The 26020-nt window shown below is 74.3% G+C and carries 27 protein-coding genes; 11 read left to right on the top strand and 16 right to left on the bottom strand.

From position 1 onward, the window contains the following. Positions 1–113 precede the first annotated feature (113 nt). The 3 genes from IH61_RS0104280 to IH61_RS0104270 all read right to left on the bottom strand — a co-directional run bounded on the left by IH61_RS0104280 (position 114) and on the right by IH61_RS0104270 (position 2602). Positions 114–992 carry an MHYT domain-containing protein gene (locus tag IH61_RS0104280; RefSeq protein ID WP_078910818.1) on the bottom strand — a complete coding sequence of 293 codons (879 nt, stop codon included), beginning with the start codon at positions 990–992 and terminating at the stop codon, positions 114–116. 169 nt (positions 993–1161) lie between these two features. Next, positions 1162–1380, bottom strand: coding sequence for a hypothetical protein (locus IH61_RS0104275; protein ID WP_031065104.1), 219 nt, complete (start codon positions 1378–1380; stop codon positions 1162–1164). A 154-nt stretch (positions 1381–1534) separates the two neighbouring features. Beyond that, entirely contained in the window at positions 1535–2602 is a 1068-nt protein-coding gene (locus tag IH61_RS0104270; protein WP_031065102.1) for an RNA ligase (ATP), read from the bottom strand. A gap of 319 nt (positions 2603–2921) precedes the next feature. Here IH61_RS0104270 and modA point away from each other — a divergent pair, with 319 nt between their 5' ends. Genes modA through IH61_RS0104255 form a run of 3 tightly spaced genes read left to right on the top strand, consistent with a single transcriptional unit; the run spans position 2922 to position 5772 of the window. Then, positions 2922–3794, top strand: coding sequence for a molybdate ABC transporter substrate-binding protein (gene modA, locus IH61_RS0104265; RefSeq protein WP_051836205.1), 873 nt, complete (start codon positions 2922–2924; stop codon positions 3792–3794). Further along, entirely contained in the window at positions 3791–4657 is an 867-nt protein-coding gene (locus tag IH61_RS0104260) for an ABC transporter permease (protein WP_051836204.1), read from the top strand. Before modA ends, IH61_RS0104260 begins: the two co-directional genes overlap by 4 nt. A gap of 20 nt (positions 4658–4677) precedes the next feature. Next, positions 4678–5772, top strand: a complete 1095-nt coding sequence (locus IH61_RS0104255) for an ABC transporter ATP-binding protein (protein ID WP_051836203.1) — start codon at positions 4678–4680, stop codon at positions 5770–5772. A gap of 117 nt (positions 5773–5889) precedes the next feature. Here IH61_RS0104255 and IH61_RS0104250 read toward each other — a convergent pair whose 3' ends face one another. Together IH61_RS0104250 and IH61_RS0104245 are read right to left on the bottom strand one after the other, a co-directional pair. Then, positions 5890–6555 carry a response regulator transcription factor gene (locus IH61_RS0104250; protein ID WP_031065090.1) on the bottom strand — a complete coding sequence of 222 codons (666 nt, stop codon included), beginning with the start codon at positions 6553–6555 and terminating at the stop codon, positions 5890–5892. 34 nt (positions 6556–6589) lie between these two features. Further along, on the bottom strand, positions 6590–7789 hold the full coding sequence (locus IH61_RS0104245) for a sensor histidine kinase (RefSeq protein ID WP_031065087.1): 1200 nt from the start codon (positions 7787–7789) through the stop codon (positions 6590–6592). Positions 7790–7938: 149 nt separating this feature from the next. Here IH61_RS0104245 and IH61_RS0104240 point away from each other — a divergent pair, with 149 nt between their 5' ends. Then, on the top strand, positions 7939–8871 hold the full coding sequence (locus IH61_RS0104240) for an ABC transporter ATP-binding protein (protein WP_031065085.1): 933 nt from the start codon (positions 7939–7941) through the stop codon (positions 8869–8871). A gap of 10 nt (positions 8872–8881) precedes the next feature. Then, on the top strand, positions 8882–9625 hold the full coding sequence (locus IH61_RS0104235; RefSeq protein WP_031065083.1) for an ABC transporter permease: 744 nt from the start codon (positions 8882–8884) through the stop codon (positions 9623–9625). A 72-nt stretch (positions 9626–9697) separates the two neighbouring features. Here IH61_RS0104235 and IH61_RS0104230 read toward each other — a convergent pair whose 3' ends face one another. Further along, the gene (locus IH61_RS0104230; protein WP_037971579.1) at positions 9698–10456 is read right to left on the bottom strand and encodes a peptidyl-tRNA hydrolase; all 759 of its coding nucleotides are present in this window, start codon (positions 10454–10456) and stop codon (positions 9698–9700) included. Positions 10457–10574: 118 nt separating this feature from the next. Continuing rightward, positions 10575–11522: a hypothetical protein gene (locus IH61_RS0104225; protein WP_158844634.1), complete on the bottom strand. Its 948-nt coding sequence runs from the start codon at positions 11520–11522 to the stop codon at positions 10575–10577. Positions 11523–11646: 124 nt separating this feature from the next. Between IH61_RS0104225 and IH61_RS0104220 the strand changes: the two genes are divergently transcribed. Together IH61_RS0104220 and IH61_RS0104215 are read left to right on the top strand one after the other, a co-directional pair. After that, positions 11647–12018 carry a YbjQ family protein gene (locus tag IH61_RS0104220; protein ID WP_031065077.1) on the top strand — a complete coding sequence of 124 codons (372 nt, stop codon included), beginning with the start codon at positions 11647–11649 and terminating at the stop codon, positions 12016–12018. 119 nt (positions 12019–12137) lie between these two features. Beyond that, the gene (locus IH61_RS0104215) at positions 12138–13289 is read left to right on the top strand and encodes an NAD(P)-binding domain-containing protein (protein ID WP_031065075.1); all 1152 of its coding nucleotides are present in this window, start codon (positions 12138–12140) and stop codon (positions 13287–13289) included. 67 nt (positions 13290–13356) lie between these two features. Here IH61_RS0104215 and paaE read toward each other — a convergent pair whose 3' ends face one another. From paaE to IH61_RS42515, 8 genes are all read right to left on the bottom strand, one after another. Next, complete coding sequence (gene paaE / locus IH61_RS0104210; RefSeq protein WP_078910817.1) at positions 13357–14544, bottom strand: 1,2-phenylacetyl-CoA epoxidase subunit PaaE; 1188 nt, start codon at positions 14542–14544, stop codon at positions 13357–13359. Then, positions 14545–15135, bottom strand: a complete 591-nt coding sequence (gene paaD / locus IH61_RS0104205) for a 1,2-phenylacetyl-CoA epoxidase subunit PaaD (protein ID WP_078910816.1) — start codon at positions 15133–15135, stop codon at positions 14545–14547. It abuts the gene before it with no gap. Beyond that, on the bottom strand, positions 15129–16067 hold the full coding sequence (gene paaC / locus IH61_RS0104200) for a 1,2-phenylacetyl-CoA epoxidase subunit PaaC (protein ID WP_078910815.1): 939 nt from the start codon (positions 16065–16067) through the stop codon (positions 15129–15131). Before paaC ends, paaD begins: the two co-directional genes overlap by 7 nt. After that, entirely contained in the window at positions 16051–16344 is a 294-nt protein-coding gene (gene paaB, locus IH61_RS0104195) for a 1,2-phenylacetyl-CoA epoxidase subunit PaaB (RefSeq protein WP_031065061.1), read from the bottom strand. The genes paaC and paaB overlap by 17 nt, the downstream gene beginning before the upstream one ends. Next, positions 16341–17453, bottom strand: coding sequence for a 1,2-phenylacetyl-CoA epoxidase subunit PaaA (gene paaA / locus IH61_RS0104190; RefSeq protein WP_078910814.1), 1113 nt, complete (start codon positions 17451–17453; stop codon positions 16341–16343). The genes paaB and paaA overlap by 4 nt, the downstream gene beginning before the upstream one ends. 164 nt (positions 17454–17617) lie before the next feature. Then, a complete protein-coding gene (locus IH61_RS0104185; protein ID WP_199823263.1) occupies positions 17618–18907 on the bottom strand; it encodes a M20 family metallopeptidase in 1290 nt (429 codons plus the stop codon). Between the two features lie 817 nt (positions 18908–19724). After that, positions 19725–20384, bottom strand: a complete 660-nt coding sequence (locus IH61_RS0104180) for a response regulator (protein ID WP_031065051.1) — start codon at positions 20382–20384, stop codon at positions 19725–19727. Then, positions 20381–21724: a sensor histidine kinase gene (locus IH61_RS42515; protein WP_234327014.1), complete on the bottom strand. Its 1344-nt coding sequence runs from the start codon at positions 21722–21724 to the stop codon at positions 20381–20383. The genes IH61_RS0104180 and IH61_RS42515 overlap by 4 nt, the downstream gene beginning before the upstream one ends. 192 nt (positions 21725–21916) lie before the next feature. Between IH61_RS42515 and IH61_RS0104170 the strand changes: the two genes are divergently transcribed. From IH61_RS0104170 to IH61_RS0104155, 4 genes are all read left to right on the top strand, one after another. Continuing rightward, the gene (locus IH61_RS0104170) at positions 21917–22744 is read left to right on the top strand and encodes a class I SAM-dependent methyltransferase (protein ID WP_063763129.1); all 828 of its coding nucleotides are present in this window, start codon (positions 21917–21919) and stop codon (positions 22742–22744) included. Positions 22745–22866: 122 nt separating this feature from the next. Beyond that, a complete protein-coding gene (locus IH61_RS0104165) occupies positions 22867–23892 on the top strand; it encodes an aldo/keto reductase (RefSeq protein ID WP_420713829.1) in 1026 nt (341 codons plus the stop codon). Positions 23893–23941: 49 nt separating this feature from the next. Then, on the top strand, positions 23942–24532 hold the full coding sequence (locus tag IH61_RS0104160; protein ID WP_031065041.1) for a TetR family transcriptional regulator: 591 nt from the start codon (positions 23942–23944) through the stop codon (positions 24530–24532). A gap of 116 nt (positions 24533–24648) precedes the next feature. After that, positions 24649–25602 carry an ADP-ribosylglycohydrolase family protein gene (locus tag IH61_RS0104155; protein WP_031065039.1) on the top strand — a complete coding sequence of 318 codons (954 nt, stop codon included), beginning with the start codon at positions 24649–24651 and terminating at the stop codon, positions 25600–25602. A gap of 64 nt (positions 25603–25666) precedes the next feature. Here IH61_RS0104155 and IH61_RS0104150 read toward each other — a convergent pair whose 3' ends face one another. Beyond that, complete coding sequence (locus tag IH61_RS0104150) at positions 25667–25933, bottom strand: GlsB/YeaQ/YmgE family stress response membrane protein (RefSeq protein WP_031065035.1); 267 nt, start codon at positions 25931–25933, stop codon at positions 25667–25669. Positions 25934–26020 lie beyond the last annotated feature (87 nt).

The following is a 26020-nucleotide window of genomic DNA, read 5'->3' as shown; positions in this document are numbered from 1 at the left end:
GAGCAGCCTTTCCTGTGCGGGAGAGGTCGGCGGGTGGGGTCGACAAGACGTGTCGACCAGACGTGTCGACGAGAGGTGTCGACGAGAGAAGCCGGGCGCGCGTCCGGGGGCGCTCAGGCGGCGCGGTGCTGCCGTACGGGCTCGTGCCCTGCCTCCGTGCCGGGCGTGCGCGCGGGCGTGGAGCCGGGCGCGGGGCGCGCTGCGGCGCGCTCCTGCCCCGCCGGGAACTCCTCGATGGCCAGTTCACCCGCCTCCCGGTACCCGGCCCGCTCCTGGGCGGTCGGGGAGAGCGCGACGAAGGCGGAGGCGAGGAAGAGGAAGGACCCGAGGCCCACGGCGAGCGGGAAGACGAACTCCATCGGGCTGGCCCCGCCGAGCCCGGTGCGCTCGGGGTCGAGCCGGACGTGGACGGCGGCCATGCCGGTGTAGTGCATGCAGGTGACGGCGATGCCCATGGCCAGCGAGGCGGCGGCGGCCGCGTACACGTTGCGGATGGTCACGGCGGCCCCGAGGGCGGCGGTGGCGGCGCCGACCGCGATCAGGACGGAGAGCGCGACGGTGCCGGCGTCGTAGTGCAGTCCGCCGTGCATCCGGACGGCGGCCATGCCGAGGTAGTGCATCGCGGCGACGCCCAGGCCCGTGGTGACGCCCCCGGCGAGCAGGGAGAGGCCCCGGTGGCGGCCGTAGCAGACGACGGTGAGCCCGAGGCCCGTGACCAGGACGGCGACGAGCAGGCTGAGGACGGTCAGCGGCACGTTGTAGCGCAGTTCGGTGCCGTCGACGGTGAAGCCGAACATCGCGACGAAGTGCATCGTCCAGATGCCGGAGCCGATCGCGGCGGCGGCCGTGAGCAGCCAGTTGCGGCGGGCGGCGCCGTCCGCCGCGAGGCCGCGCAGGGTGCAGCGCAGGCCCAGGGCGGCGCCGGCGCAGGCCATGACGTACGAGAGCGCGGGCGTCAGCCAGCCGAAGCTGAAGTGGTTGAGGGTGCCCATCGGACCTCCGGTCGACCGGTCGGGCCCGGGGCGGTACGCGGTGCGCCCGGGCTCCCCGGGCCGGGCGGACGGCCGGTGCCGTCATATGCCAGGTGCATGTGCACGACTGGCCCGGGGTGCGTGGGACGCTATCGAGGGGCCGGAATCGATTGCCGGAAGATCTGAAAAGCTACCCGCTGGTCGGCTTCGGTGTGTTCGAATGGGCCGGTCCTGTGCCCGGTCCTGCGCCGGGCCCCTGACCCACGGCGCCGCGCGGCCTCACCCGCAGCCTCATCGGGCTCGTCACCTGCAGCGTTATGCCCTGGCCGAGCGCCACCCGCCCGTCCACCGCCTCCACCTCGAAGTCCCGCAGCAGCACCGCGAGGGTGAGCACCGCCTCCTTCAGCACCCGGGTCAGATACGGCAGGCGGTCCAGGTCGGCCGCGGTCGGCGCCCGGCCGGCCAGGACCGACTCGGCCTCCGCCCGGGCGACTGACGGGTAGTCACTACGGGAAGGGCGGGAAGGGCACGGAGGCCATCGCTCCGCGCCCCTCCTGCCCGGCTCACTCGTACTCGGTGCCGCCCTTGCGGGTCAGGTAGGCATCGCTGACCACCTTGGCAATGGCCCGGCTGCCGAGCAGCAGGCTCCAGCGCTCGGTGACCGGGCGGACCACCACGCCCTCGCGCAGGTGGAGTCCGCGCCCGGAGTGGGTCTCCTTGCCCTCGGCGAAGGCCAGCACCGTCTCGCGGTCGAACGGCCCGCGCCACAGCTCGGGCACCAACGGCAGCTGCCCGTCCAGCAGTTCGGCGGCGCCCAGCCAGATCAGCCGTCCGTCGACGACGGCCGACACGTCGAAGGCGGCGTACCCGGGCAGGCCCGCGCGGGCGGTGGCACCGTAGGTGAGGTCCTGCACGCCCTCGCCGAAGACCTCGCCGAAGATGCCGACCCGCTCGGCGCCGAGCCGCTCGGCCAGCCGGGCCGCGACCTCCGGTACGCCGTGGGCGCGCACCGTGCGCCAGTACAGGTTGCGCTCGGTCTCGACCAGGGCGAGGCCCTGCGCGCCGATCCCCTTGGAGGAGACCTGCACCTCCCCGGTGGCGGCGGTGTACGTGAGCAGGCAGCAACTGCCGTGCAGCTTCTCGGTCAGCACGACCGGCTCGCCCGGCTCGAAGACGTCCGGATAGCGCTTCAGGTTCTCGATGTCGACCCAGGGCAGCAGGTCGGGGGCGCTGACCGCCTCCCCGCTCATCGACACCGGCACCGGCGGCTGCCACTTGACGACCCCGAGCAGCTCCGCGAAGTCCTCGCCGCTCCCGGCGGCGGCCTCCAGGTCCGCGCCGGCCAGCGCGGCAGGCCGGCAGACGATGCCCTGGGAGAGCTCGCCGCGCAGCCGTACGGCCCGGACGCGGTTGGCCCGGGCCCCGGCCAGCTTGCCGGTGAGCCCCAGCTCCTCGATCAACTCCTCGGGAAGTACGGCCTGTTCGGGGATGTAGACGGCGTAGTCGCCCGTCCGGTACGCGCCCTTGGCCACCACCGCCCGGTAGAGTCCGACCTGCGCGAGCTCCAGGGCATCGGCGTTCGGGTGCTCCAGGACGATCAGCTTCTCGGCGGTGACGCGAAGCGTGGACATGGGACGGACTCCTCCCCTAGGGCTCGGCCGGGACGGCTCGGCCGGTCATCTGGACGTGAGCACACTCTCGCCGGTCGGCGGTCCCGCGCGCGATGCAATTTCCGGCGCCGGGGCGGTCGGGCGCGACGGCACCGCGACGGGACCGCGACGGGGTTGAGTCTTCCGACAGGCGAGGGTGTTCCCCGCTCCTCCCTCGCCTGTGCGAAGCGACAGGGGACGAATCGCTCGCACATGCGGCACTATGATCGCCGACAAGGCCGCAGTCGCGGCGCCGCCGCCCTCGCGCCCCTTCCGGCGCGCGCCCCGGAGGGAAGCCCCGATGAGCACCCGCACGCCCGTACGCCCGCCTGCCCGTAAGCACGCCCGTACGCCCGCCCGGCGGCTCGTCGTGGCCTGCGCGGCCGTCCTCGCCCTGGGCCTGGGGGCCTCCGCCTGCGGCTCGTCCTCCTCCTCGGACCCCGGGACCTCCTCGGCTCCCGCCGCCCCCTCCTCGGCCGACGGCGGCGCGGTGAAGGCCAGCGGGACCGTCACCGTGTTCGCCGCCGCCTCGCTCAAGGAGACCTTCACCGACCTCGGCAAGAAGTTCGAGGCCGCCAACCCGGGCGCCAAGGTCGTCTTCAACTTCGGCGGCAGCTCCACCCTCGCCACCAGCATCAACTCCGGCGCCCCCGCCGACGTGTTCGCCGCCGCCAGCCCCGCCACCATGAAGACCGTCACCGACGCGGGCGGCGTCAGTGGCCGGCCCACCACCTTCGTCAGGAACACCCTCACCATCGCCGTGCCCAAGGGCAACCCCAAGCACGTCGCGGGTCTCAGGGACCTCACCGCCCCCGGCGTGAAGGTCGCGCTCTGCGCAAAGGAGGTGCCCTGCGGCGCCGCCGCCCTGACCGCGCTCAAGGCCGCCGACCTGCAGCTCACCCCCGTCACCCTGGAGCAGGACGTCAAGGGCGCCCTCACCAAGGTCGAACTCGGCGAGGTCGACGCCTCACTGGTGTACAGGACCGATGTGCACGCCGATGCTGCGAAGATCGATGGCGTGGACTTCCCCGAGGCTGCCAAGGCCGTCAACGACTACCCCGTCGCGGCGCTCGCCAAGGCCCCCAACAAGAACGGCGCCGCCGCCTTCCTCGCGTACGTCACCTCGCCCGAGGCCCGACAGGTGCTGACCGCGGCGGGCTTCCAGGCGCCGTGAACTCCCGCACGCGCACCGGCCCCGGGGACGACGCCGCACCCCCGCAGACCCCGCCGGGGCCGGGGCGGCGGCCGCGCCCACGGCGGGCCCGTGCCCCGCTGGCACTGCTGCTCCCGGCCCTGCTCGGGCTCGCGTTCCTGATCCTGCCGGTGGCCGGCCTGCTGATCCGGGCGCCGTGGAGCGGGCTGTCCGAGCAGCTGACCGGCACGGCCGTCTGGGACGCCCTGCGGCTCTCCCTGATCAGCGCCACGGCGGCCACGGCGGTGTCGCTGGTCCTCGGCGTCCCGCTGGCCTGGCTGCTCGCCCGCACCGAACTGCCCGGGCGGCGGCTGGTACGGGCGCTGGTCACCCTGCCGCTGGTGCTGCCGCCGGTGGTCGGCGGCGTCGCGCTGCTGCTCGTCCTGGGGCGGCGCGGGATCGTCGGCTCCTGGCTGGACTCCGCCTTCGGCCTCACCCTGCCCTTCACCACCACCGGGGTGGTGATCGCCGAGGCGTTCGTGGCGATGCCGTTCCTGGTGATCAGCGTCGAGGGCGCGCTGCGGGCCGCCGACCCGCGCTACGAGGAGGCCGCCGCCACCCTCGGCGCCGGTCGGCTGACCGCCTTCCGACGGGTCACCCTGCCGCTGATCGCCCCCGGGATCGCCGCCGGCGCCGTGCTCGCCTGGGCGCGGGCCCTCGGCGAGTTCGGGGCGACGATCACCTTCGCCGGGAACTTCCCCGGCCGCACCCAGACCATGCCGCTGGCCGTCTACCTGGCCATGGAGTCCGACCCGCAGGCGGCGATCGCGCTGTCGCTGGTGCTGCTGGTGGTCTCCGTCGCCGTCCTGGTCGGGCTGCGCGAGCGCTGGCTGACCACGCCGTGACGCCCCTGAGGAGGAGCCGGGTGAGCACCTCGACCCTCGCCGTGTCCGACTTCCCGGCCGTATCCGCCTTGGACGCCCGACTGCGGGTGGAACGGCCCGCGTTCACCCTCGACCTCGCGCTCACCGCCGAGCCCGGCGAGGTCGTCGCGCTGCTCGGCCCCAACGGCGCCGGCAAGTCCACCGCCCTGCGCGCCCTCGCCGGACTGCTGCCGCTCACCGGCGGACACCTCAGTCTGGACGGACGCCTGCTGGAGGCCCCCGCCCGGCGGCTGCGCGCCCCCGCCGAGGAGCGGCCGGTCGGCGTGGTGTTCCAGGACTACCTGCTCTTCCCCCACCTCAGCGCCCTCGACAACGTCGCCTTCGGCCCGCGCTGCCAGGGCCGCCCCAGGCGCGAGGCCCGCGCGGAGGCCCACGCCTGGCTCGAACGCCTCGGCCTGGCCGAGCACGCCTCCGTCCGCCCCGGCCGGCTCTCCGGCGGGCAGGCGCAGCGGGTGGCACTCGCCCGGGCGCTGGCGGTGCGGCCGCGCCTGCTGCTGCTGGACGAGCCGCTGGCCGCCCTGGACGCCCGCACCCGGCTGGACGTACGGGCCGAACTGCGGCGCCATCTAGCTGAGTTCGAGGCGGTCGCGGTGCTGGTGACCCACGACCCGCTGGACGCCATGGTGCTGGCCGACCGGCTGGTGGTGATCGAGGAGGGGCGCGAGGTGCAGTCCGGCAGCCCGTCCGAGATCGCCCGCCGCCCGCGCACCGACTACATCGCCCGCCTGGTCGGCCTCAACCTCTACCAGGGCGTCGCCGACGGCCCCCACGTCACCCTCCCGGACGGCACGGTCCTCGCCACCACCGAGGACCTGACCGGCCCCGCCTTCGTCGCCTTCCCCCCGTCCGCCGTCACCCTCTACCGCGAACGCCCCCGGACCAGCGCCCGCAACCTGTGGCCCGCCGAGGTCACGGGCCTCGACCTCCACGGCGACCAGGTCCGCGCCGACCTTACCGGCCCCCTCCCCATGGCCGCCGACCTCACCGCCGCCGCCGTCGCGGACCTACGCCTGACCCCGGGTACCGAGGTCTGGGCCTCCGTCAAGGCGACCCAGACCCACGCGTACCCGGCCTGACGCCGGACGGCGAACGACGAACAGCGAACAGCGAACGGATGACAGATTTCACCATCTGTCATCCGTTCGCTGTCGGTTGTCCCTTGTGCGCTGCTCGCCGTGCGCTGTCCGGCGCTCTCAGTCGCCCGAAGGCTCGACGAAGCCCGACTCGTACGCGGCGATCACCGCCTGGGTACGGTCCCGCGCGCCGAGCTTCGCCAGCACGCTGCTCACGTGCGTCTTCACCGTCTGCACGCCGAGGTACAGCCGCTCGGCGATCTCGCCGTTGCTCAGGCCGCCCGCGACCAGTCGCAGCACCTCCGCCTCGCGCTCGGTCAGGGCCGCGCGGGCCATCGCCGCCCGGGCCTGCGGGTTGCCGTGACCGGCCGACAGCCGGCGGATCGCTGCCGGGAAGAGCAGCGACTCCCCCGCCGCCACCAGCCGTACGGCGTGAGCGATTTCGGCCGGGCGGGAGCGCTTGAGCAGGAAGCCGTCCGCACCCGCGCGCAACGCCTCGTAGACGTAGTCGTCGTTCTCGAAGGTGGTGACGACGAGGATCTTCGGCGGCCCCTCCCCCGGCGCCCCCGGGCGAAGCAGTTCGCGGGTGGCCGCGAGACCGTCCAGCACCGGCATCCGGACGTCCATCAGCACGACGTCCGGACGCAGCGCACGGGCGAGGGCGAGCGCCTCGGCGCCGTCCGCGGCCTCGCCGACCACCGTCAGGTCGGGCTGCGCCTCCAGGACGGCCCTGATGCCGAGCCTGACCAGTTCCTCGTCGTCGGCGAGCAGGATCGTCGTCGTCATCCGTTGCCCTCTTCCCGTCCGTCGCGTTCGTCCGTCACGAGCCCAGGTGCAGCGGCAGGCTCACGTCGAGCACCCACTGACCACCGCCCTCCTCGCAGGGCCCGGCCATTGCTCGCCCGCCGAGCAGGGCCGCACGCTCCTGGATGCCGCGCAGACCCTTTCCTCCCCTACGAACTCCCGAGTTGCCGTGCGCCCTCGCCGAACTCCCCTCGCCCGGGAGCCGATTGGCGCAGCGCATCTCCAACTGCCCGTCCCTGAGAACGATCCGCACCTCGACCCGCTCCCCCGGCGCGTACTTGAGCGCGTTGGTGACGCCCTCCTGCACGATCCGGTAGGACTCCCGCGAGAGCACCCGGGGCAGCGCTCCCTCGGCGGCCTCGATCCTCGCGTCGACGGGGCTGCCGGCGGCGCGGACGGTGTCGAAGAGCGCGGGCAGCTGCCCGAGTCCGGGCTGCTCGGCGGCACCGCCACCTGCGTCGGCCGGGGCCTCGCGCAGCAGGACGAGGGTGCGCTCGAGGTCCTCCATGGCCCGGCGGCCGGTCTCCTCGATGACCTCGAGCGCCCGGGCGGCGAAGGCCGGATCGCCGACCTCGCGCGCCGCCCCGGCCTGGACGACCGTCACCGTCAGGGCGTGGCCGATCGAGTCGTGCAGCTCGCGGGCCAACCGGTTGCGCTCCAGCAGCCGTTCGGCGCGCAGCTCCGCCTCCGCCAGGCGCTCGGCCGGGGACGGTCCCAGCAGGGCGACGGCCATGGCGAGTTGAAGGCGCCCCGCCCCGACGACCAGCCATCCGCAGCCGAGCAGGAGCAGCGGCGCGAACGGCAGCGCCCACCACCCGCCGGCGCCGGTCAACAGCTGGTACACGGCGGGCAGTCCGAAGGCCAGGGCGAAGCCGACCGCCGATCCGAGCACCACCCGCCCGATCAGCCAGCCCGCCGTACGCCGCCGGTCCGCCCAACTCCGGGACGGCTCCGCCCCGATGTCCTCCTCGCGCTCGGGCACGAGCAGCAGCCGCGCCTGCACGCCCTCGGCGCGCCGCGCCGCGGGGACGAGCGAGACCAGCGCGAGCAGCACGACGTCCACGGCGGCGCTCTTCGTCAGGATCTCGCCGAGGCCCTTGTCGTACGTGCCCGGGTAGATCATCAGCACCACGCCCGCGAAGATCCAGCCGACCAGCAGGTGCAGGAGGCGGGCGTAGGTGGTGCCCGCCAGCAGCGGCGCGACGATCTTGGACATGCGACCCATCCTGCCAGGTCAGCGAACATCCCGGCCTCCCTCCCGAGAGGGAGGGCCCGTCCCCGCCGCAGCGGGATGTGCCCGCGGCGCCGCTCCGGTGGACTTGTCACCGACGACAACCGGCGGGGCGAACGCGAAGGAGCCCAGACGTGATCGAGATCAGGAGCCTGACCAAGGTGTACGACGGCCGGCGCGTCGTCGACGACCTCACCTTCGACGTGCGGCCGGGCCTGGTGACCGGCTTCCTCGGCCCCAACGGCGCCGGCAAGAGCACCACCCTGCGCCTGCTCCTGGGCCTCGACCGGCCCACCGCCGGACAGGCCCTGGTCGACGGCCGCCGGTACGCCGAACTCGACTGCCCGCTACGGCGGGTGGGCTCCCTGCTGGACGCCCACGCGCTGCACGGCGGGCGCACGGCGCGCGGCCACCTGCGCTGGCTGGCCGCGAGCAACGGCCTGCCGGAGCGCCGGGTGGGCGAAGTCCTCGACCAGGTCGGCCTGACGGACGCCGCCGGGCGGCGCGTGCGCGGCTTCTCGCTCGGCATGCGCCAGCGCCTCGGCGTGGCCGCGGCCCTGCTCGGAGACCCGCCGGTGCTCCTGCTGGACGAGCCGGTCAACGGCCTGGACCCGGAGGGCATCCGGTGGATCCGCACCCTGCTGCGCCAACTCGCCGCCGAGGAAAGGGCGGTGCTGGTCTCCTCCCACCTGATGAGCGAAATGGCGCTCACCGCCGACCACTTGGTGGTCATCGGCCGGGGCCGGCTGCTCGCGGACGCGGCCACCTCCGAGTTCATCGACCGCCACGGCCGTACCCGCGTCCGCGTGCGCGCCGTCGACCCGGCCAGGCTGGCTGCCCTGTTCCGCCGCGCCGGCCGCGACCTGGAGGCCGCCCCGGCCGAGGACGGCGCCTGGGAGGTGACGGGTGCCCCACCCGAGCGGATCGCCGCGCTCGCCGCCGAACACGGCGTGGTGCTGTACGAGATCGCCGTCCACCGGGACTCGCTGGAGGAGGCGTTCATGCGGATGACCGCCGACAGCGTCGAGTACCGCGCCGCCGAACCCGCCACCCCCGCCCGAAGCTAGGAGCACCGACATGCGCCCGACCGCCGCCGCCCTGCGCGCCGAACGGATCAAGTTCACCACCCTGCCCTCGCAGTGGGCGGCCCCTCCGGTCGCACTGGTCCTGACCGTCGGCATCACCGCCGCCGTGAACGCCGCCTACGGCCACGCCGACCAATCGCTCCTCCGGGACCAGGGGTTGGCGCTCTACTACGGACTGCTCTTCGGCCACGTCGCGGTGGCCTGCCTCGGAGTCCTGCTGATCGGGCAGGAGTTCAACACCGGGATGATCGCCACCTCACTCACAGCCGTCCCCCGGCGCACCCGGCTCTACGGCGCCAAGCTCGCCCTTGGCGCCACCCTGGGCCTGCTCCTCGGACTGGCCACGGCCACCGGCTGCTTCCTCGCCGTCGCAGGCACCACGGGCCTGGACCTTTCCACCCCCGGTCTGACCCGCGCCTTCCTCGCCGGGGCGCTCTACCACCCCCTCCTGGTCCTGCTCTGCCTCGGACTGACCACCATGCTGGGCAACTTCAGCGCCGCCCTCGGTCTGATCGCCCCCATGGTCTTCCTCGGCACCACCTGGCTGGCCGCCATCCCGGGCGTCCGCGAGATCGGCCAGTTCCTCCCCGACCGCGCCGGCCTCTACGCGACCCACCTGCAGACGGACCCGGACATCCACTACGGCCACTGGACGGGCCTGTTGATCATGGCCCTGTGGACAGCGGCAGCGGTCTACGGCGGCCTGCGCGCCATCCGGCGCCGCGAGGTGGCCTGACAGGTGACAGCTGAAAGCTGACAACCGACAGCGAACGGATGACAGATTTCGCCATCTGTCATCCGTTCGCTGTCACCTGCGTCGCAGGCGCGGGAGGGGGCAGTAGCGCGTGCCGCCTTCGACTGCGACGGTCGGGCCCGGGGCGATCTCGGTGAAGCCCGCGTCGTGGACGACCGGGAGGTCGCTCGTGACCAGGTCGGCCCAGTGGTCCGGGGAAGCGGTGCGGACGGCGAGGGGGAAGCCGGACTCGGCCCAGTCCTTGCGCTGGGTGTCGTCCAGGCGCCACCAGGCCAGTTGGGCGGCGTGGCCGGTCTGGGCCATGGTCTTGCCCGCGCTCATCTCCAGTCGGGGGTTGAGCCACAGCACCGGGAGGTCCGGGTCGGGGGTGGGGGGCTCGGTGGTCTCCTCCAGGTCCGTACCGGAGACCTGGAGCTTGGCGAGGTCCTTGGGCCAGCCGTCCAGCGGGATCGGGGGGTAGACCCGCACCTCCGCTTCGCGGCCCTGCACGGTGAGGCCCGGCAGTTCGCCCGCGCGGCGCCACTCGCCGCCCCGGGCGCGGCGGACCACCTTGCGGATCCGGGCGTCCTCCCAGGCCGCGACCCGCTCGGCCCACTCCCCGTCCGGCTCGGTCACCCTGGGGTCGGAGAGCAGGGTCAGCACCGCCCGCGCCGAGGTCTCCAGGGCGTCCGTACGCCCGGGCGGCGTGGCCTTCTCCAGCCGGACGACCAGCGGGAGGACGTACTGCGGCAGCTCGTCCCGGTCGTCGGAGCGGGGGTCGTCCCGGTCGTCGGAGCGGGCGTCGGAGGCGGGGGTGTCGAACGGAGAAGTCACCCGTCCAGCATGCCAGCCCGCCCCACCCGGGCCGCTTCCGCCCCGGCCGTCACCCCAGCCGCGACCAGAGCCGCAACCCCGTCCGTCACCACAGCACCGCCGCAGCCACCGCCACGGTTCAGCGGCGGAAGCCGCGCTGGGGGTCGCGCTCCTCCGCGTCCTCGTACATCAGGAACCAGCCCTCGGGGTGGGTGGCCGCCAGCAGCGCCTCGGTGCGCTGTTCGGCGGCCAGTTCCGGGTCGCCGTCGTCCGGGCCGTACACGCCGAACAGCTCGTCGTGGCAGCCGTCCCAGTCGTAGTCGTACAGGTCGGCCGGCAGGTCGCCCATCATGTCGGCCACCGATTCGGGCTGCGCGCCGAGCAGGGCCCGGGCGTCCAGCAGCGCCATCCGCAGCGCGATCTCGTCGGCGAGGCAGCGCGGCAGCGGCCATTCGCCGAGGGAGAGGTCGTCGGCGAGGTCGTCGTAGGCCCGGGCCATGGCGCGGCGCCAGGAGCGGTGCAGCGTCCAGGTGCGCTTGGGCAGGCGGGAGAAGACCGTCCAGTCGGCGTCGTCCTCGTCGGAGACCGGGTCGTCGCCGTGTTCCTCGAGGTCGTCGTACGCGGCGTCGGCGAGGCCGAGGAGCTGGGCGTGGAGGAGGCAGGCGGTGCGCGGGGTGAGGGTCCAGTCGGCTCCGGCGCCGCCGTCCTCCTCGTCGCCCTCCAGCGGGAAGAGTTCGGCGAAGTCCGGCGTGAAGTCCTCGGTGACGCTGATCTCCAGCGTGCCGCCGGTGGCCTCGACGCCGGGGAGGGTCGCCACCAGCCGGTCCGGGTGCAGCAGGGCGCCGAGGGCCGCGTTGGCGTCCTCGGAGACCTCGCGCAGCAGTTCGCGGCGCTGCCCGGCCGGGTCGACGCCGCCGAAGTCCAGGTCCTCGACGGCCCGGATCGCGGCGGCCCGCAGGGCGGGCCAGTCGGTGATCCGCAGGCCCAGCACCACCGTCGCCTCGACCTCCGGTGCTCCGGAGTCGCCGGGGTCGCCCGGGTGCTCCGCCGCGCCCGGTCCCTGTGGATGATCGCTTCGCTCGCCCATGGGGCTACGGTACGGCCTTTCGGGCGTCCGATCACCGGTCCGGACAGGCTTGCGGGAGGCTTCTCGGCCACGGTCCGGCCACGCCTGTGTCACTCGGACGCACGACAGGGGCAGGATGGGGGCCATGGCAGACATCAACGAGTACGGCGGCGGGCAGCATCCGAACGCGGACGTCCTGGTCGTGACCACCAACGACGTCCCCGGTTACAAGGTCGACCACATCATCGGCGAGGTCTTCGGCCTGACCGTGCGCAGCCGCCACATCGGCAGCCAGATCGGCGCGGGCCTCAAGTCGCTGATCGGCGGTGAGCTGCGCGGTCTGACGAAGACGCTGGTCGAGAGCCGCAACGAGGCGATGCAGCGGCTGATCGAGCAGACCAAGGCGCGCGGCGGCAACGCCGTCCTGATGATGCGTTTCGACGTGACGGAGGCGGCGGACGTGGGCACGGAGGTCTGCGCCTACGGCACGGCCGCGGTGATCTCCCGCACCGCCTGATCGACGCACGCGAAGCACGTACGGACGTACGGGCGGACGTACGGACGGGCGGGCGGGCGGGCGGGAAGCACGGGCGGCCCGGCGGGAACATCCGCCGGGCCGTCGCGGTTCCCCGGGGCATGGCTGTTCACGGTTCAATCACCTTGGGTCGGGTGGACGTCGTCGTGGTGGGCGCCGGCCAGGCGGGCCTGTCCGCCGCGTACCACCTGCGCCGGCGCGGCTTCGCCCCGTACCGGCCGGGCGCCGACGGGGGCGCGGGCACCGGCGGATTCGTCGTACTGGACGCCGGGGAGGCGCCCGGCGGGGCCTGGGCGCACCGCTCGCCCTCGCTGCGGATGGCCACCGTGCACGGCTTCCACGACCTCCCGGACGCCGAACTGCCGCCGCCGGACCTCGGAGCCCCCGCGCGCGAGGTGGTGCCGGGGTACTTCGCGGCGTACGAGGCGCGGCACGCGCTCCCCGTCGTGCGCCCCGTCACGGTGCGCGCCGTACGTGCCGAGTCCGAGCGCCCCGACTCGCGGCTGCTTGTCGAGACCGACCAGGGAGTCTGGTCCACCCGCGCGCTGATCAACGCGACCGGCACCTGGACCCGGCCCTTCCTCCCCCACTACCCGGGCCGCTTCACCGGCCGCCAGCTGCACTACGCCGACTACCGGGGCCCCGAGGAGTTCGCGGGCCGGCGCGTGCTGGTGGTCGGCGGGGGCGCCTCGGCGATCCAGGTGCTGTCGGAGGTGGCGGCGGTCGGCGAGACGGTCTGGGCCACCCGCTCCGAGCCCGTCTACCACGAGGGGCCCTTCACCCCGGAGTACGGGCGCGCGGTGGTGTCCAAGGTCGAGGAGAGGGTCCGGCAGGGGCTGCCGGCGCTCAGCGTGGTGAGCGTGACGGGGCTCGGCCCCTCCGTCGCCTACCGGCGGGCCGAGGAACTGGGCGCGCTGAACCGCCGGCCGATGTTCGACCGGCTCACCGAGCACGGGGCGGTCTGGGGCGAGGAGGAGTTGGCCGTGGACGCGATCGTCTGGGCGACGGGCTTCCGGCCCGAGGTCGGCCACCTGGCCCCGCTCGGGCTTCGCTCCCCGAACGGCGGCATCGCCCTGACCGGCACCCGCGCCACCGTCGACCCCCGCGTCCACCTGGTCGGCTACGGCCCGTCCGCCAGCACCGTCGGCGCCAACCGGGCGGGCCGGGCGGCCGTCAACGACCTGGTCAAGCTGCTCGGCGACCCGCTGGAGGAGCCGGCCGGACAGGTCCTGGCGCAGGTCCGGGGGGCGTAGTCCTCGGCGGTCGCATCGTTCAGCGGTCTCAGCGTCCGGCGGTCGTAGCCTCCAGCGGTCGCGGCTTTCAGCGGTCGTAGTCGACGGTCACCTTGTCGGTGAGCGGGCGGGCCTGGCAGGTGAGGACGTAGCCGGCGGCCAGCTCCTTCTCCTCCAGGGCGAAGTTGCGCCGCATCTCCACCTCGCCCTCGGTGACCAGGGCGCGGCAGGTGCCGCAGACGCCGCCCTTGCAGGCGAACGGCAGGTCGGGGCGGGAGCGCTGGGCGCCGTCCAGGATCGAGCGGTCGCGCGGGAGGGTGAGGGTGCTGCCGCGCCCGTCGAGGACGAGGGTGACCTCGCTGCGCTCCCCGGCCTGCCCGGCACCCTCGCCGTCGGCGCCGTCCCAGTCCTCGTCGCGCTCGGCGAGCGGCTCGTCCTCGGCGTGGAACAGCTCCTGGTGCACCCGCTGGGCGGGCACCCCGAGCTCGGCGAGGAGGTCCTTCGCGGCGGCGACCATGCCGAAGGGCCCGCACAGCCACCAGTGCCCGACCTCGCGGACGTCCACCAGCGCGGTCAGCAGGGCGCGCACCCGCTCAGGGTCCAGGCGGCCGCTGAGCAGTTCGGCGTCCCTGGTCTCCCGGGACAGGACGTGGACCAGCTGGAGGCGGCCCAGGAAGCGGTCCTTGAGGTCGGCCAGCTCGTCGGCGAACATCACGGTGTCGCTGCGGCGGTTGCCGTAGAGCAGGGTGACGGTGGAACTGCGGTCGGCGTCCAGCACGGAGGCGGCGATCGACAGCATCGGGGTGATGCCGGAGCCCGCCGCCAGGAGCACGTGGTCGGCGGGGGCGGCGAGGTCGGGGGTGAACAGGCCCGTCGGGGTGAGCACCTCCACCTCCTCGCCGGGCCGGGCCTCGCGCACCAGCCAGCGGGAGAACAGCCCGCCGGGCACCTCGCGCACGGCGATCCGCAGGGGACCGCCCACGGGGGCGCAGATCGAGTACGAGCGGCGCTCGTCGACGCCGTCCACCACCTTGCGCAGCGTCAGCGTCTGCCCGGGCCGGAAGGCGTAGGCGGCCGCCAGGTCCTCCGGCACGGCGAAGGTCACCGCGACGGCGTCCTCGCACAGGCGCTCCACCCGCTCGATGCCCAGCCGGTGGAACACGGGGCGGCGGGCGGCCGGAGTGCAGGCGTTCTCTGCGGGGGCGGTCGCGTCGGTGCTGGTCGCGTCGGCGGCTGTCGCGTCGGTGGCCGGGGTGGCGGCGGAGGCGGCGGGCATTCAGATCTCCTTGACGCGTTCGAAGGGCTCCCGGCAGGCGCGGCAGCGCCAGAGCGCCTTGCAGGCGGTGGAGCCGAAGCGGGACAGCTCCTCGGTGTCGGCGGCGCCGCAGTGCGGGCAGGGCACGGGGGCGGCGGCCGCCGCCGTGCGGGTGAGGCCGAGGGTGAGCGGGACGGGACCGGCTTCGGCCGTCGTGGTGGGGCGCGGCGGGGCGATCCCGGCCTCGGCGAGCTTGCGGCGGCCCTCGGCGGTGATCAGGTCGGTGGACCACGGCGGGTCCAGCCGCAGCCGCACCCGGACGTCCCGGTACCCGGCGGCGCGCAGCCGGCGGTCCACATCGGCTGCCATCTCGGCGACGGCGGGGCAGCCGGAGTAGGTCGGGGTGAGCCAGGCGGTCACGGTGCCGTCGGCGTCGTCCGTCTCGACTCCCGCGAGGACGCCGAGGTCGGCCAGGGTGAGCATGGGCAGCTCCGGGTCCGGGACGGCGGCGGCGACGGCCCACGCCCGGTCGGTGCGGTCGGTCCGATCTGCGCGGTCGGCCCGATCTGCACGGTCGGCGCGGCTCGCGGTGGTGGGGGCCGGGGTCACCACGTCGCCCCCGGGTGGGCGCGGGCCACCACCTGCAGTTCGGCGAGCAGCGGGCCGAGGGCCTCGGTGTGGACGCCGTCCCGGCCGCCGCGACCGAGCACGGTGGCCAGCGGTGCGACCTCCGGAACGCTCAGCCCGGCCTCGGCGAGGACGGCGCCGAGCGAGCGCAGCACCGGCTCGCGCAGCGTCGCCGGGTCCGCCCCGCCCGCGCGCAGCTCCGCCGAGTGCGCCGTGAACAACTCCTCCAGCAGCGGCCAGACGGCGTCCAGGCCGGCCTGCATCCGCCGCGCCGAGTACGGGGTGCCGTCGCCCAGGCGCAGCGTCCAGGCGGTGGCGTACTCGCGGTGGTAGGCGAGTTCCTTGACGCCCCGGGCCGCGACCGCGGCCAGCACCGGGTCGGGGTGCGCGCTCAGCGCCTCGTAGAGGGCGCCCCGGGCGGTGGAGAACAGCAGCAGCCGGGCGATGGAGTACGCGAAGTCGCCGTTGCCCGTCTCGACGAGGCGCACGTTGCGGAACTCGTGCTCCTCGCGCCGGTACGCGAGGTCGTCCTCGGTGCGGCCGGTGCCGTCCGCCTGGCCGGCCCGGGTGAGCAGCAGGCGGGCCTGGCCGAGCAGGTCGAGGCCGAGGTTGGCGAGGGCGACCTCCTCCTCCAGCTCGGGGGCGCGGGTGCACCACTCGATCAGCCGCTGGGCCAGGATCAGGGCGTCGTCGCCGAGCATCAGGCAGTAGGCGGCGAGGTCGGCGCCGTCCAGGCCGTCGGGCAGGGCGGTGTCCACACCGAGCAGCGGGTCGGCGAAGCCCGTCCCGTAGGCCCAGCGGCCCTCGCCCTCGGGGCCGGGGGTGGCCTCGACGAGGCTCAGGTAGACGTGGTCGTCCTCGGTGGCGGCGGTGGTGTTCTCGGGCACGGTGGCTCCCCCGTCAGATGTGCGGGACATCCTCGGGGATGTCGTAGAAGGTCGGGTGGCGGTAGACCTTGTCGCCGCTGGGCTCGAAGAAGGGGTCGCGCTCGTCCGGGGTGGAGGCGGTGATCGCGTCCGAGCGGACGACCCACAGGCTCACGCCCTCGTTGCGGCGGGTGTACAGGTCGCGGGCGGCGAGCAGGGCCATGCGGTCGTCGGCGGCGTGCAGCGAGCCGACGTGGACGTGGTTGAGCCCGCGCCGGGGGCGCACGAACACCTCGTACAGCGGCCAGCCGGCCTGGGATCCGGTCACTTCGCGCTCTCCTGTTCGACTGAGGCTTGTTCGGCGGCGGCTTGTTCCACAGCGGTGGCTTCGGCGGCGGCTGCTTCGGCGGCGCGCTTGGCCGCGTACGCCACGGCGGCCTCGCGCACCCAGGCGCCCTCCTCGTGGGCGGTGCGGCGGCGGTCGACGCGCTGGGCGTTGCAGGGGCCCTGGCCCTTGATGACCCGCATCAGCTCGGACCAGTCCGGCTCGCCGAAGTCCCAGCCGCCGCGCTCCTCGTTCCATCGCAACTCGGGGTCGGGGAGGGTGACGCCCAGGTGCTCGGCCTGCGGGACGGACATGTCGACGAAGCGCTGCCGCAGCTCGTCGTTGGTGTGGCGCTTGATCCGCCAGGCCATGGAGCGGGCGGTGTTCGGGGACTCGGCGTCGGAGGGGCCGAACATCATCAGCGACGGCCACCACCAGCGGTCCACCGCGTCCTGGACCATCCGGCGCTGGGCCTCGGTGCCGCGCATCATCGTCATCAGCAGCTCGTAGCCCTGGCGTTGGTGGAAGGACTCCTCCTTGCAGATCCGCACCATCGCGCGGGCGTACGGGCCGTAGCTGCAGCGGCAGAGCGGGACCTGGTTGCAGATCGCGGCGCCGTCGACCAGCCAGCCGATCACGCCGACGTCGGCGAAGGTGAGGGTGGGGTAGTTGAAGATCGAGGAGTACTTCTGGCGGCCGCTGATCAGCTTCTCGGTGAGCTCGGCGCGGTCGACACCGAGGGTCTCGGCGGCGGCGTAGAGGTAGAGGCCGTGGCCGGCCTCGTCCTGGGCCTTGGCGAGCAGGATGGCCTTGCGGCGCAGGGAGGGGGCGCGGGTGAGCCAGTTCCCCTCGGGCTGCATGCCGATGATCTCGGAGTGGGCGTGCTGGGCGATCTGGCGGATGAGCGTCGCCCGGTAGGCGTCGGGCATCCAGTCCCTGGGCTCGATGCGCTGCTCGGCGGCGATCACCGCCTCGAACACGTCCTCCGGCGTCTGCGCGGGGACGGCCTCGGCCACCTCTGCTGTCACCACGGTCCCCTTTCGTTCCCGCTCCTGCCGCGCTCGGCGCGCTCCGCCGGGGCGCCGACCGACTGACCGTTCGGTCGGTACCATTCTGCGTGGCGGGACGGCGGGATGGCAAGGAGCTTCCGAGGGATGGACAGACAGATGACAGCTGACGGATTTCGTCAGCTGTCATCTGTTGGCCGCTATTCGTCAGCTGTTATTCGTTGTCTGTCATCCGTTTTCTGCTATCTGTTCGCCGCCCGCCCCGGCCGTCAGCCCTCCACCCGGTCGCGCAGCCTGGGCAGCGGCACCGCGAGCAGCGCGGCGAGCAGGGCGATGCGGGGTGCGAGCTGGTCGAGACGGATGTGCTCGTGCCTGGCGTGGGCCCCGGCGCCGACCGCGCCGAAGCCGTCCAGCGTCGGCAGTCCGCGCGAGCCCGGGAGGTTGGTGTCCCCCGCCCCGCCCGCCGGGGCGCCGTCCAGCTGCTGCCCCAGCACGGCGGCCAGCGAACGCACGTGCCGCAGCAGCGGGTTGCCCGTCCGCTCGGGCCAGGCCGGACGGCTCGACAGCACCTCGGTGCGCACCCGCGCCCCCGGGCGCAGCGCGGTGAGCCGGGCGAGGTTGTCGAGCGTACGGCGCTGCGCCTCGGCGCTGGCGAACCGCAGCCCGAGCTCGGCCTCGGCCCGCCCCGCAATCACGTTGGCGCGCGAACCACCGCTGATCCGCCCGGCGTTGAGCTCGGTGCCGGGCTGACGGGCGAGGCCCCGGACGAGGACGAGCTGGTCCACCAGCTCATCCACCGCCGAGACCCCGTCCTGCGCGTCGTTGCCTGCGTGCGCCTCCCGCCCGGTGACGGTCAGCCGCACCCGGGTGCTGCCGCGCCGCGCGGTCTTGAGCCGCCCGTCCGGGTGCGGCGGCTCCAGGCCCAACACGGCGGCCGCCCCGCGCAGTTGGCGCTCGACCAGGCCGCGCCCGTCCGGGCTGCCGACCTCCTCGTCCGAGACCACGATCAGCCGGACGGTGCGGTGCGGGCGCTGCCCGAGGTCGGCGAGCAGGGCGAACGCGCCTTCCAGGATGGCGAGTCCGCCCTTCATGTCCACCACGCCGGGGCCGCTGAGCAGTCCGTCCTGTTCTGCGACCGGCCAGTCGGCGAGGGTGCCGACGGGCCAGACGGTGTCGTGGTGGCCGACGATGAGCAGGTGCGGCAGGGACTCGTCCTGCCCCGCCCACTCCAGGACGAGGTGGTCGCCGGCGGGCCCGGGCTCGCGGCGGGCGGTGGCGCCGGTGGCGCGGAATCCGGACGCCAACTCCTCGGCGAGGGCGTCGAGTCGGGGCGCGTCCCCGCTCGGCGACTCGATCCGGGCCAGGTCGGCGCAGCGGCGTCTGACGGCTCCGGACAGGGTGCGGGCCCGGGTACTGAGCGCCTGCGGCAGCCCGGGCAGCGCCTTGGTGATCGTCGTGGCGGGGGCGCCGGAGGGGGTGTTGGCCGTCGGGACGGGGGCGGGTGAGGTCTCGGTGACGGTGTCGGGTGCGGCCGGCGACCCGAGGATCTGGGGGGTCAACGCACGCCTCCGCCGGTGCGGCCTGTATTCAGCGGCCGCAGCGGCCGCCCGTCCCCGCCCGGACACGTGGCCCGGCCGAGCCCCGCCGGGAGACCGGGGCGACGTACCGCCCCTCGGTACGGCCCGTCTGGCCCAAGTGCGGTGGAACGGCTGGGCGGCGTGCTTGACATTGCGTCCTCCTCGCTCGATCCGGTGACCCCGGTCCACCCGGAGCCCCGTGGACGGCGGCCTGCCGGCGACGGGCGCAGTGGCCGTGCCGCCGCAGGGAAGCCGAGATGTGAGCCTAGAAGAACCGTTCGGTTTCCTGCGAGGTGGCCCTGCTCCCAGCGTGCCGGTTCCGGACCGCCCGTCCCCGGTGCCCGTCGGGGGACGGCGGCGGGTGCGAGGCGCGCGGGCCCGGCTCGGCGCGCGGGCGCGGTCATCGGATCACGCCCATCTCCAACGATGGACCCACCGCCCGCGATCGGCAGCGCAAACGGCCAAGGCACGGCATTTCCACGCCGGATGGGTGACATCGGCTCAGTCCGCGATACGAACCCGGGGCACGCCGACCACGCGAGGAAGCACGGTCCCGCGCCGGGGGAAGGCGCGCGGACGGCGCGCGACGACGCTGGAGCGACGCGTGCGACGCCGGGCACTCTCGGGGCGAACCACCGTCGAACCTCGGCCGAATCCCGACCCAATCGAAGCCGAACCGCGACCGAATCGAAGCCGTTCGCACACCTTGTAGCGGGCCTCGCGCCAGGGGCCGTCGCGCGGCGACGGCCCGCCGTCGCTCGGGCCCGTCGCTCGGGCGCCGTTACTCACGCGCCGTCGCTCAGGCACCGTCGCCGACCAGCCCCGCGTCGCGCGCCAGCAGCGCGGCCTGGACGCGGTTGCCGACGCCGAGCCCGGTGAGGATGCGGCTGACGTGTGCCTTGACGGTGCTCTCGCGCATCCCGAGGGCGCCCGCGATCTCGGCGTTGGAGAGGCCGTCCGCGAGTTCGCACAGCACGTCCCGCTCGCGCGGGGTGAGCCCGGCGACCCGGCCCCGGGCGGCGACCGCGCGGGGCGCGCCCGCCCGGTGGTAGCGGTCGATCAGGCGCCGCGCGGCAGCCGGGTGCAGCATCCCCTGGCCGCCGGCGACCACGTGGACGGCCCGGGCGATCTCCGCCGGCGGGGTGTCCTTGAGCAGGAAGCCGTCCGCGCCCGCCGCGAGCGCCTGGTACACGTACTCGTCGAGGTCGAAGGTGGTGAGCGCGATCACCCTTGGAGCGTCGGGGAGTTCACGCAGGCGGCGGGTGGCGGCGATGCCGTCGAGCCGGGGCATCCGGATGTCCATCAGGGCGACGTCGATGCGCTGGGCCCGGGCGAGCTCGAGGGCCTGGAGGCCGTCCGAAGCCTCGGCGACCACGGTGAGCGCCGGATCCTGGGCGAGCAGGTCGACCAGACCGAGACGGACCAGCGCGTCGTCGTCGACGACCATCGTGCGGATCATGCGGACTCCTCCGGGTGCGGACGCGGGGCCGGGCGCGCGAACGGGCGCGGGGACGTGGAGGGGGAAAGGCGCTGCGACGCGCACGGACGCGGCCCGGGTGCCCCGGCACCGCCGCCGTCCGCACCGCCCGTCCGGCCGGGCACCGGAGGCGGGCGCTCGGGAGCGGGCAGCCGGGCGGAGAGCCGGAAGCCGCCCGCGCCGTCGGGGCCCGCGTCGAGGTGCCCGCCGAGGGCGCCGACCCGCTCGTTGAGCCCGACCAGTCCGTACCCGCCACCGCCGGAACCGTCCGGCAGGATCTCGCCGGGGCCGTTGCGCACCTCGACGGTGGTCGCCGGGGCGCCGTACGCGACCCGGACGGTGACGGATGCGGCGTGCGCGTACTTGCGGGCGTTGGTCAGCGCCTCCTGGACGAGCCGGTGCACGGCCAGCCGGTGGGTGGTCGGGACGGCCTCCGGGTCGCCGGAGAGCGCCAGTTCGACGCGCTGACCGGCCTGGGTGGCCTCGCCGACGAGCTCGGTGAGGTCGCGCAGGGCGGGCGCCGGGACGCTCGGGCCGCCGGACGGGACGGCGGGCCCGGCCTCGCCGTCCGGGGCGGCCGGCGGGTGGGCGCGCAGGGCGCCCAGGACGTCGCGCAGGTCGTCCAGCGAGCGGGCGGCGGTGGTGCGCAGCAGTTCGAGGCGGTGGGTGAGCCGGTCCTGGTCGGCGGCGACGGTGCCCGCCCTCGCCTGGTCGCCCAGCACCCCGGCGTGCAGCACCAGCAGGCTGAGCCGGTGGGCCAGCACGTCGTGCATCTCCCGTGCGATCCGGGCGCGTTCGGCGGCGCGGGCCTGTTCGGCGCGCAGTTCGCGCTCGCGGCGCAGCACGTCGACCTGCTCGTGCAGGGTGCGGATCAGCACCCTTCGGCCGTGCAGCCAGAGCCCGAAGGACAAGGTGGCGGCCTGGACGAGGAGTTGGGAGCCGGTGGTGCCGGCCCAGCCGATCACCGAGTCCGCGCCGATCGCGCTGAGCACGGCGATGACGGCGCCCCCGAGCATCGCCGCACCGGGCCGACCGAGGTAGGAGAGGTGGTAGACGCTCAGCAGGCCGGGCAGGGCGCGGTTGAGCAGTCCGCCGGTGACCACCGGCAGGACGGCGGAGACGACGGGGTAGCGGCGGGCGAGCACCAGGGAGAGGGCGGCGAGACCGGCGACGACCGTGCCGGGCACGCGCATCGGCCCGCTCGCGTGGAGCCACTGGAAGACGGACTCCTCGGCGGTGAGGCCGAGGATGCCGAGCAGCAGCAGGGTCTCGCTCCAGGGGCGGCACTGCGGGCCGTACCAGCCGAGCAGACCTGCGCGCACGGGCCCCTCCTTCTTCTCCGCCACTTCTTCTCCGCCACTGCCCGGTCGTGTGCGAGCCTGAGCTCGATGCTAGGGCGCGTCCGGGTGCGGGCGCCCCGGACTTCCGGGCGGACGTGCCCTCGACTTTCGTCGGGGGTCGGCGCCGCTCGTCGGCCGATCCGGTGCGGCCGCGGGCTTCCTAGCGTCGTTCCCATGACGAACGAGCTGTCCCTCCCCGGCCCCAACTCCGCCTCCTCCCCCACCGGTTCGCCGTCCGCCTGGCCGTCCTCGCCGCCGCCTCCGTCGCGGTTCGCGCCCTCGGGCTGGCCGCCGGGCGAGGACCATCTGCTGTTCCTCGCGGAGGCGCTGCGCACCTTCCACGACACGGGTGCGCTGGCGCCCAGCGGGCCGGACCTGGTGAACGCGCTGGTGGTGCCGGTGACGAGCCGCCCGAACCGGCCGCTGTCGGTGCTGGAGGTCGGCGCCGGGACGGGCGTGGTGACGCGGCGGCTGACGCAGGTGATGCGCCCCGGCGACCGGCTGCACGTGGTGGAGGCCAATCCCCGCTTCGCCGAACGGCTGCGGGAGGACCCGGTGCTGGCGACGCGCGGGCCCGGGATCGAGCTGCGGCTGTCGACGTGCCGGGTGGAGGAGTTGGAGCCGCACGGGGCGCTGGAGGGGCCGCGGGAGCGGTACGACGTGATCGTCTCCGGGCTGCCGTTCACCAACTTCGAGCCGCGCACCGTGCGGGAGATCCTCGACCTCTACCTGCGACTGCTGGTGCCCGGGGGCGAGTTAACGTACTTCGGCTATCTCGGCACGACCGCGGCCCGCATGCTGACCTCCGGTCCGCGCGAGGGGGCCCGGCACCGCGCGGTGGTGCGGCTGCTGCGGCGCTTCGAGGCGACGTACGGGCTGGGCTCGCGCACGGTCTGGCGCAACCTGCCGCCCGCCCGCGCCCATCTACTGCGGGCGCCGGGCGGGCGGGAGGACTGGCGGCAGGCCGTGCGCCGGGACGCGCCGTCGGCGGACGGCGCGTAACAAGTAACAAAAAACAGATAACAGCGAACAGATTTTGAATTCTGTTCGCTGTTCTGGCAGAGTTGCCCCCGGGTCGCCCACCGACCACGCCATCCGGCGCCGCAACCGATCTGGAGTCCTCCTTGCCTTCGATCAACCGCACCGCTGCTCAGCGCACCCTCGGCACCAACGGCACCGCCCCCCTCACCACCTCCGCGCTCGGCCTCGGCTGCATGGGCATGTCCGACCTGTACGGCCCGGCCGACGAGGCCGAGAGTATCGCCACCGTCCACGCCGCCCTGGACGCAGGCGTCACCCTCCTGGACACCGGCGACTTCTACGGCATGGGCCACAACGAGCTGCTGATCCACGAGGCGCTGCGCGGCCGCGACCGCGAGAGCGTGCAGATCAGCGTCAAGTTCGGCGCCCAGCGCGGCCCCGACGGGATGCCCGTCGGCTACGACGCGAGCCCCGCCGCGGTCAAGACCTCCCTCGCCTACACCCTGCGCCGGCTGCGCACCGACCACGTCGACGTCTACCGCCCGGCCCGCCTCGACCCGAAGGTCCCGATCGAGGAGACCGTCGGCGCCGTCGCCGAGATGGTCCAGGCCGGTTACGTCCGCCACATCGGCCTGTCCGAGGTCGGCGCCGACACCCTGCGCCGCGCCGCCGCCGTCCACCCGATCTGCGACCTCCAGATCGAGTACTCGCTGCTCTCCCGCTCGATCGAGGACGCCATCCTGCCCACCGCCCGCGAACTGGGCATCGGCGTCACGGCGTACGGCGTCCTCTCCCGCGGCCTGCTCAGCGGCCACTGGCAGCAGGGCCGCGAGCTCGGCGGCGGCGACTTCCGCGGCCTCAACCCCCGTTTCCAGGGCGACAACCTGGCCCACAACCTCTCCCTGGTCGAGGCGCTGCGAGAGGTCGCCGCCGCGAAGGGCGCGAGCGTCGCCCAGGTCGCCATCGCGTGGGTAGCCTCGCGCGGGCAGGACATCGTCCCGCTCGTCGGCGCCCGCCGCCGCGACCGGCTCGCGGAGGCCCTCGGCTCCCTCGACGTCAACCTGACGGACGCCGACCTCACCGCGATTGAGGCCGCAGTCCCGGCGGGATCGGCCGCAGGCGATCGATACGCCGCCGCGCAAATGGCACTGTTGGACAGCGAACGATGACCGGCCCGCCCGGCCCCGGCACGACCCCCAAGGACGGACCCGCGTGACCATGGAAACCACCCTCACCGCCGAGCAGATCCTTATCGCGGCGGAGGACGTCTTCCGGCGATTCGGCCCCACCAAGGCGACCGTCGTGGACGTCGCCCGCACCCTCGGGGTCAGCCACAGCAGCGTCTACCGGCACTTCCCCAGCAAGACCGCCCTGCGCGAGGCCGTGAACCAGCGCTGGCTCGACCAGGCCAACCGGGAACTCGCCGCCATCGCCGACGACCCGACCCACGGCAGCACCGCCGAGCGCCTGCACCGCTGGCTGGACACCCTCTTCCGCACCAAGCGCCGCAAGGCCCTCGAGGACCCTGAGCTGTTCGCGACCTTCGCCGTCCTGACGGAGGAGAACAGCGCCGGTATCGAGGAGCACATCGAGACCCTCATCAGCCAGATCGCCCGGATCTTCCAGGACGGCGTCGAGGCCGGCGAGTTCAAGCTCGCCCACATCCAGACCACCGCCCGCGCCGTCTTCGACGCCACCGCCCCCTTCCACGACCCCGCCTACGCCCCCGACTGGTCCGGCCCCCAGGCCGAACACCGCTTCGAAGCCGTCTGGACCCTCATCCTCAACGGCCTGCGCACCACCGGCTGACACGCCCTGACTGACACATCCTGACGCGGCGCCGGCGACCGGAACGAAATCCGGTCGCCGGCGCCACGGCGTTCCGGCAGACTGCCGCGCACAGTTGATCTCACATGGAGGATGACATGCGCGACACGGCCGGGCCGGTGCTGGACAGCCTGAAGGGGCTCGCCCTGGGCGACGCCTTCGGCGACCGCTGGTTCTCCGTGCCGGCCGACGAGGCCCCCGCCGCGCTGGCCGCCCGCCGGCCCAGGCCCGCACCCTGGCACTGGACGGACGACACCGCGATGGCGCTCGTCCTCCTACGTCACCTGAAGGCCCACGGCGAGGTCCGCCAGGACGCCCTGGCCCGAGAGTTCGCCGCCGAGTACATCGGCACGCCCCACCGCAAGTACGGGCCCTCGATGCGCCGGGTCCTGCGCTCCATCGACGCCGGGGAGGACTGGCGTGCCGTCACCTCCTCCCAGTTCGAGGGCCAGGGATCGTACGGCAACGGCGCCGCCATGCGGGTGGCGCCGCTGGGTGCCTGGTACGCCGACGACCTCGCGCGGGCGGCCCGCGAAGCCGAACTCCAGGCGCTCACCACCCACTTCCACCCGGAGGCCGTGGTCGGTGCGGTGGCCGTCGCGCTCGCGGCGGCCCTGGCCGTCCGCAGTCGCGGCGAAGTCCCGCCGGGGCGCGGCGAGTTGCTGACCGATATCGCCGGACGGCTGCCGGAGAGCGACGTGCGCTCCGGGGTGCGGATCGCCGCCCGACTGCCCGAGGGCACCAGCGTGCGGCACTCCGCCGCCGTGCTCGGCTCCGGGCTGCTGCTCTCCGCGCCGGACACCGTCCCCTTCGCCCTCTGGTCCGCCGCAGGGCACCTGGACCGCCTGACCGAGGCCCTCTGGCAGACCCTGGAGGGCTGGGGTGACCGGGACACCACCTGCGCGATCGCCGGTGGCGTGGTCGCCGCCCGCACCGGGACGGCCGAGGTCCCGGCCTCCTGGCTCGCCGCCCGCGAGGCCCTGCCGGAGTGGGTCGGCGAAGCGGCGCCGACGGCGGGATGGCGGGGGACGTCGGGAAATGACGGGGAGTGACGGGGAATGACGAAGGCGGGCCGGTTCCCCCCGGAACCGGCCCGCCTTCGGGCTGCAGTCGGCGTCAGCGCCGTGAGTGGCCGAACAGGATGCGGTAGGCGACCAGCAGGACGAGGGCGCCGCCGATCGCGGAGACCCAGGTGGTCGCGTCGAAGAAGTGCGCCGTCACGGAGCGGTGGAAGAAATGCGAGGCGATCCAGCCGCCGACGAACGAGCCGGCGATGCCGATCAGGGTCGTCACGATCAGGCCGCCCGGGTCCCTGCCCGGCAGCAGCAGTTTGGCCAGGGCCCCGGCGATCAGGCCCAGTACGATCCACGCGATGATGCCCATTCGTTCGTCCCTCCCGTCATCGGCGCGAGAGCCCCGCCGCGCCCTTCTGACTCCAAGGACGCCCGCCGCCCGGTCGGCGGTTCCGGT

It is taken from the genome of Streptomyces sp. NRRL WC-3742, from assembly GCF_000720635.1.
GTDB lineage: Bacteria > Actinomycetota > Actinomycetes > Streptomycetales > Streptomycetaceae > Kitasatospora.
This window is presented reverse-complemented; position numbering and strand designations above follow the sequence as displayed.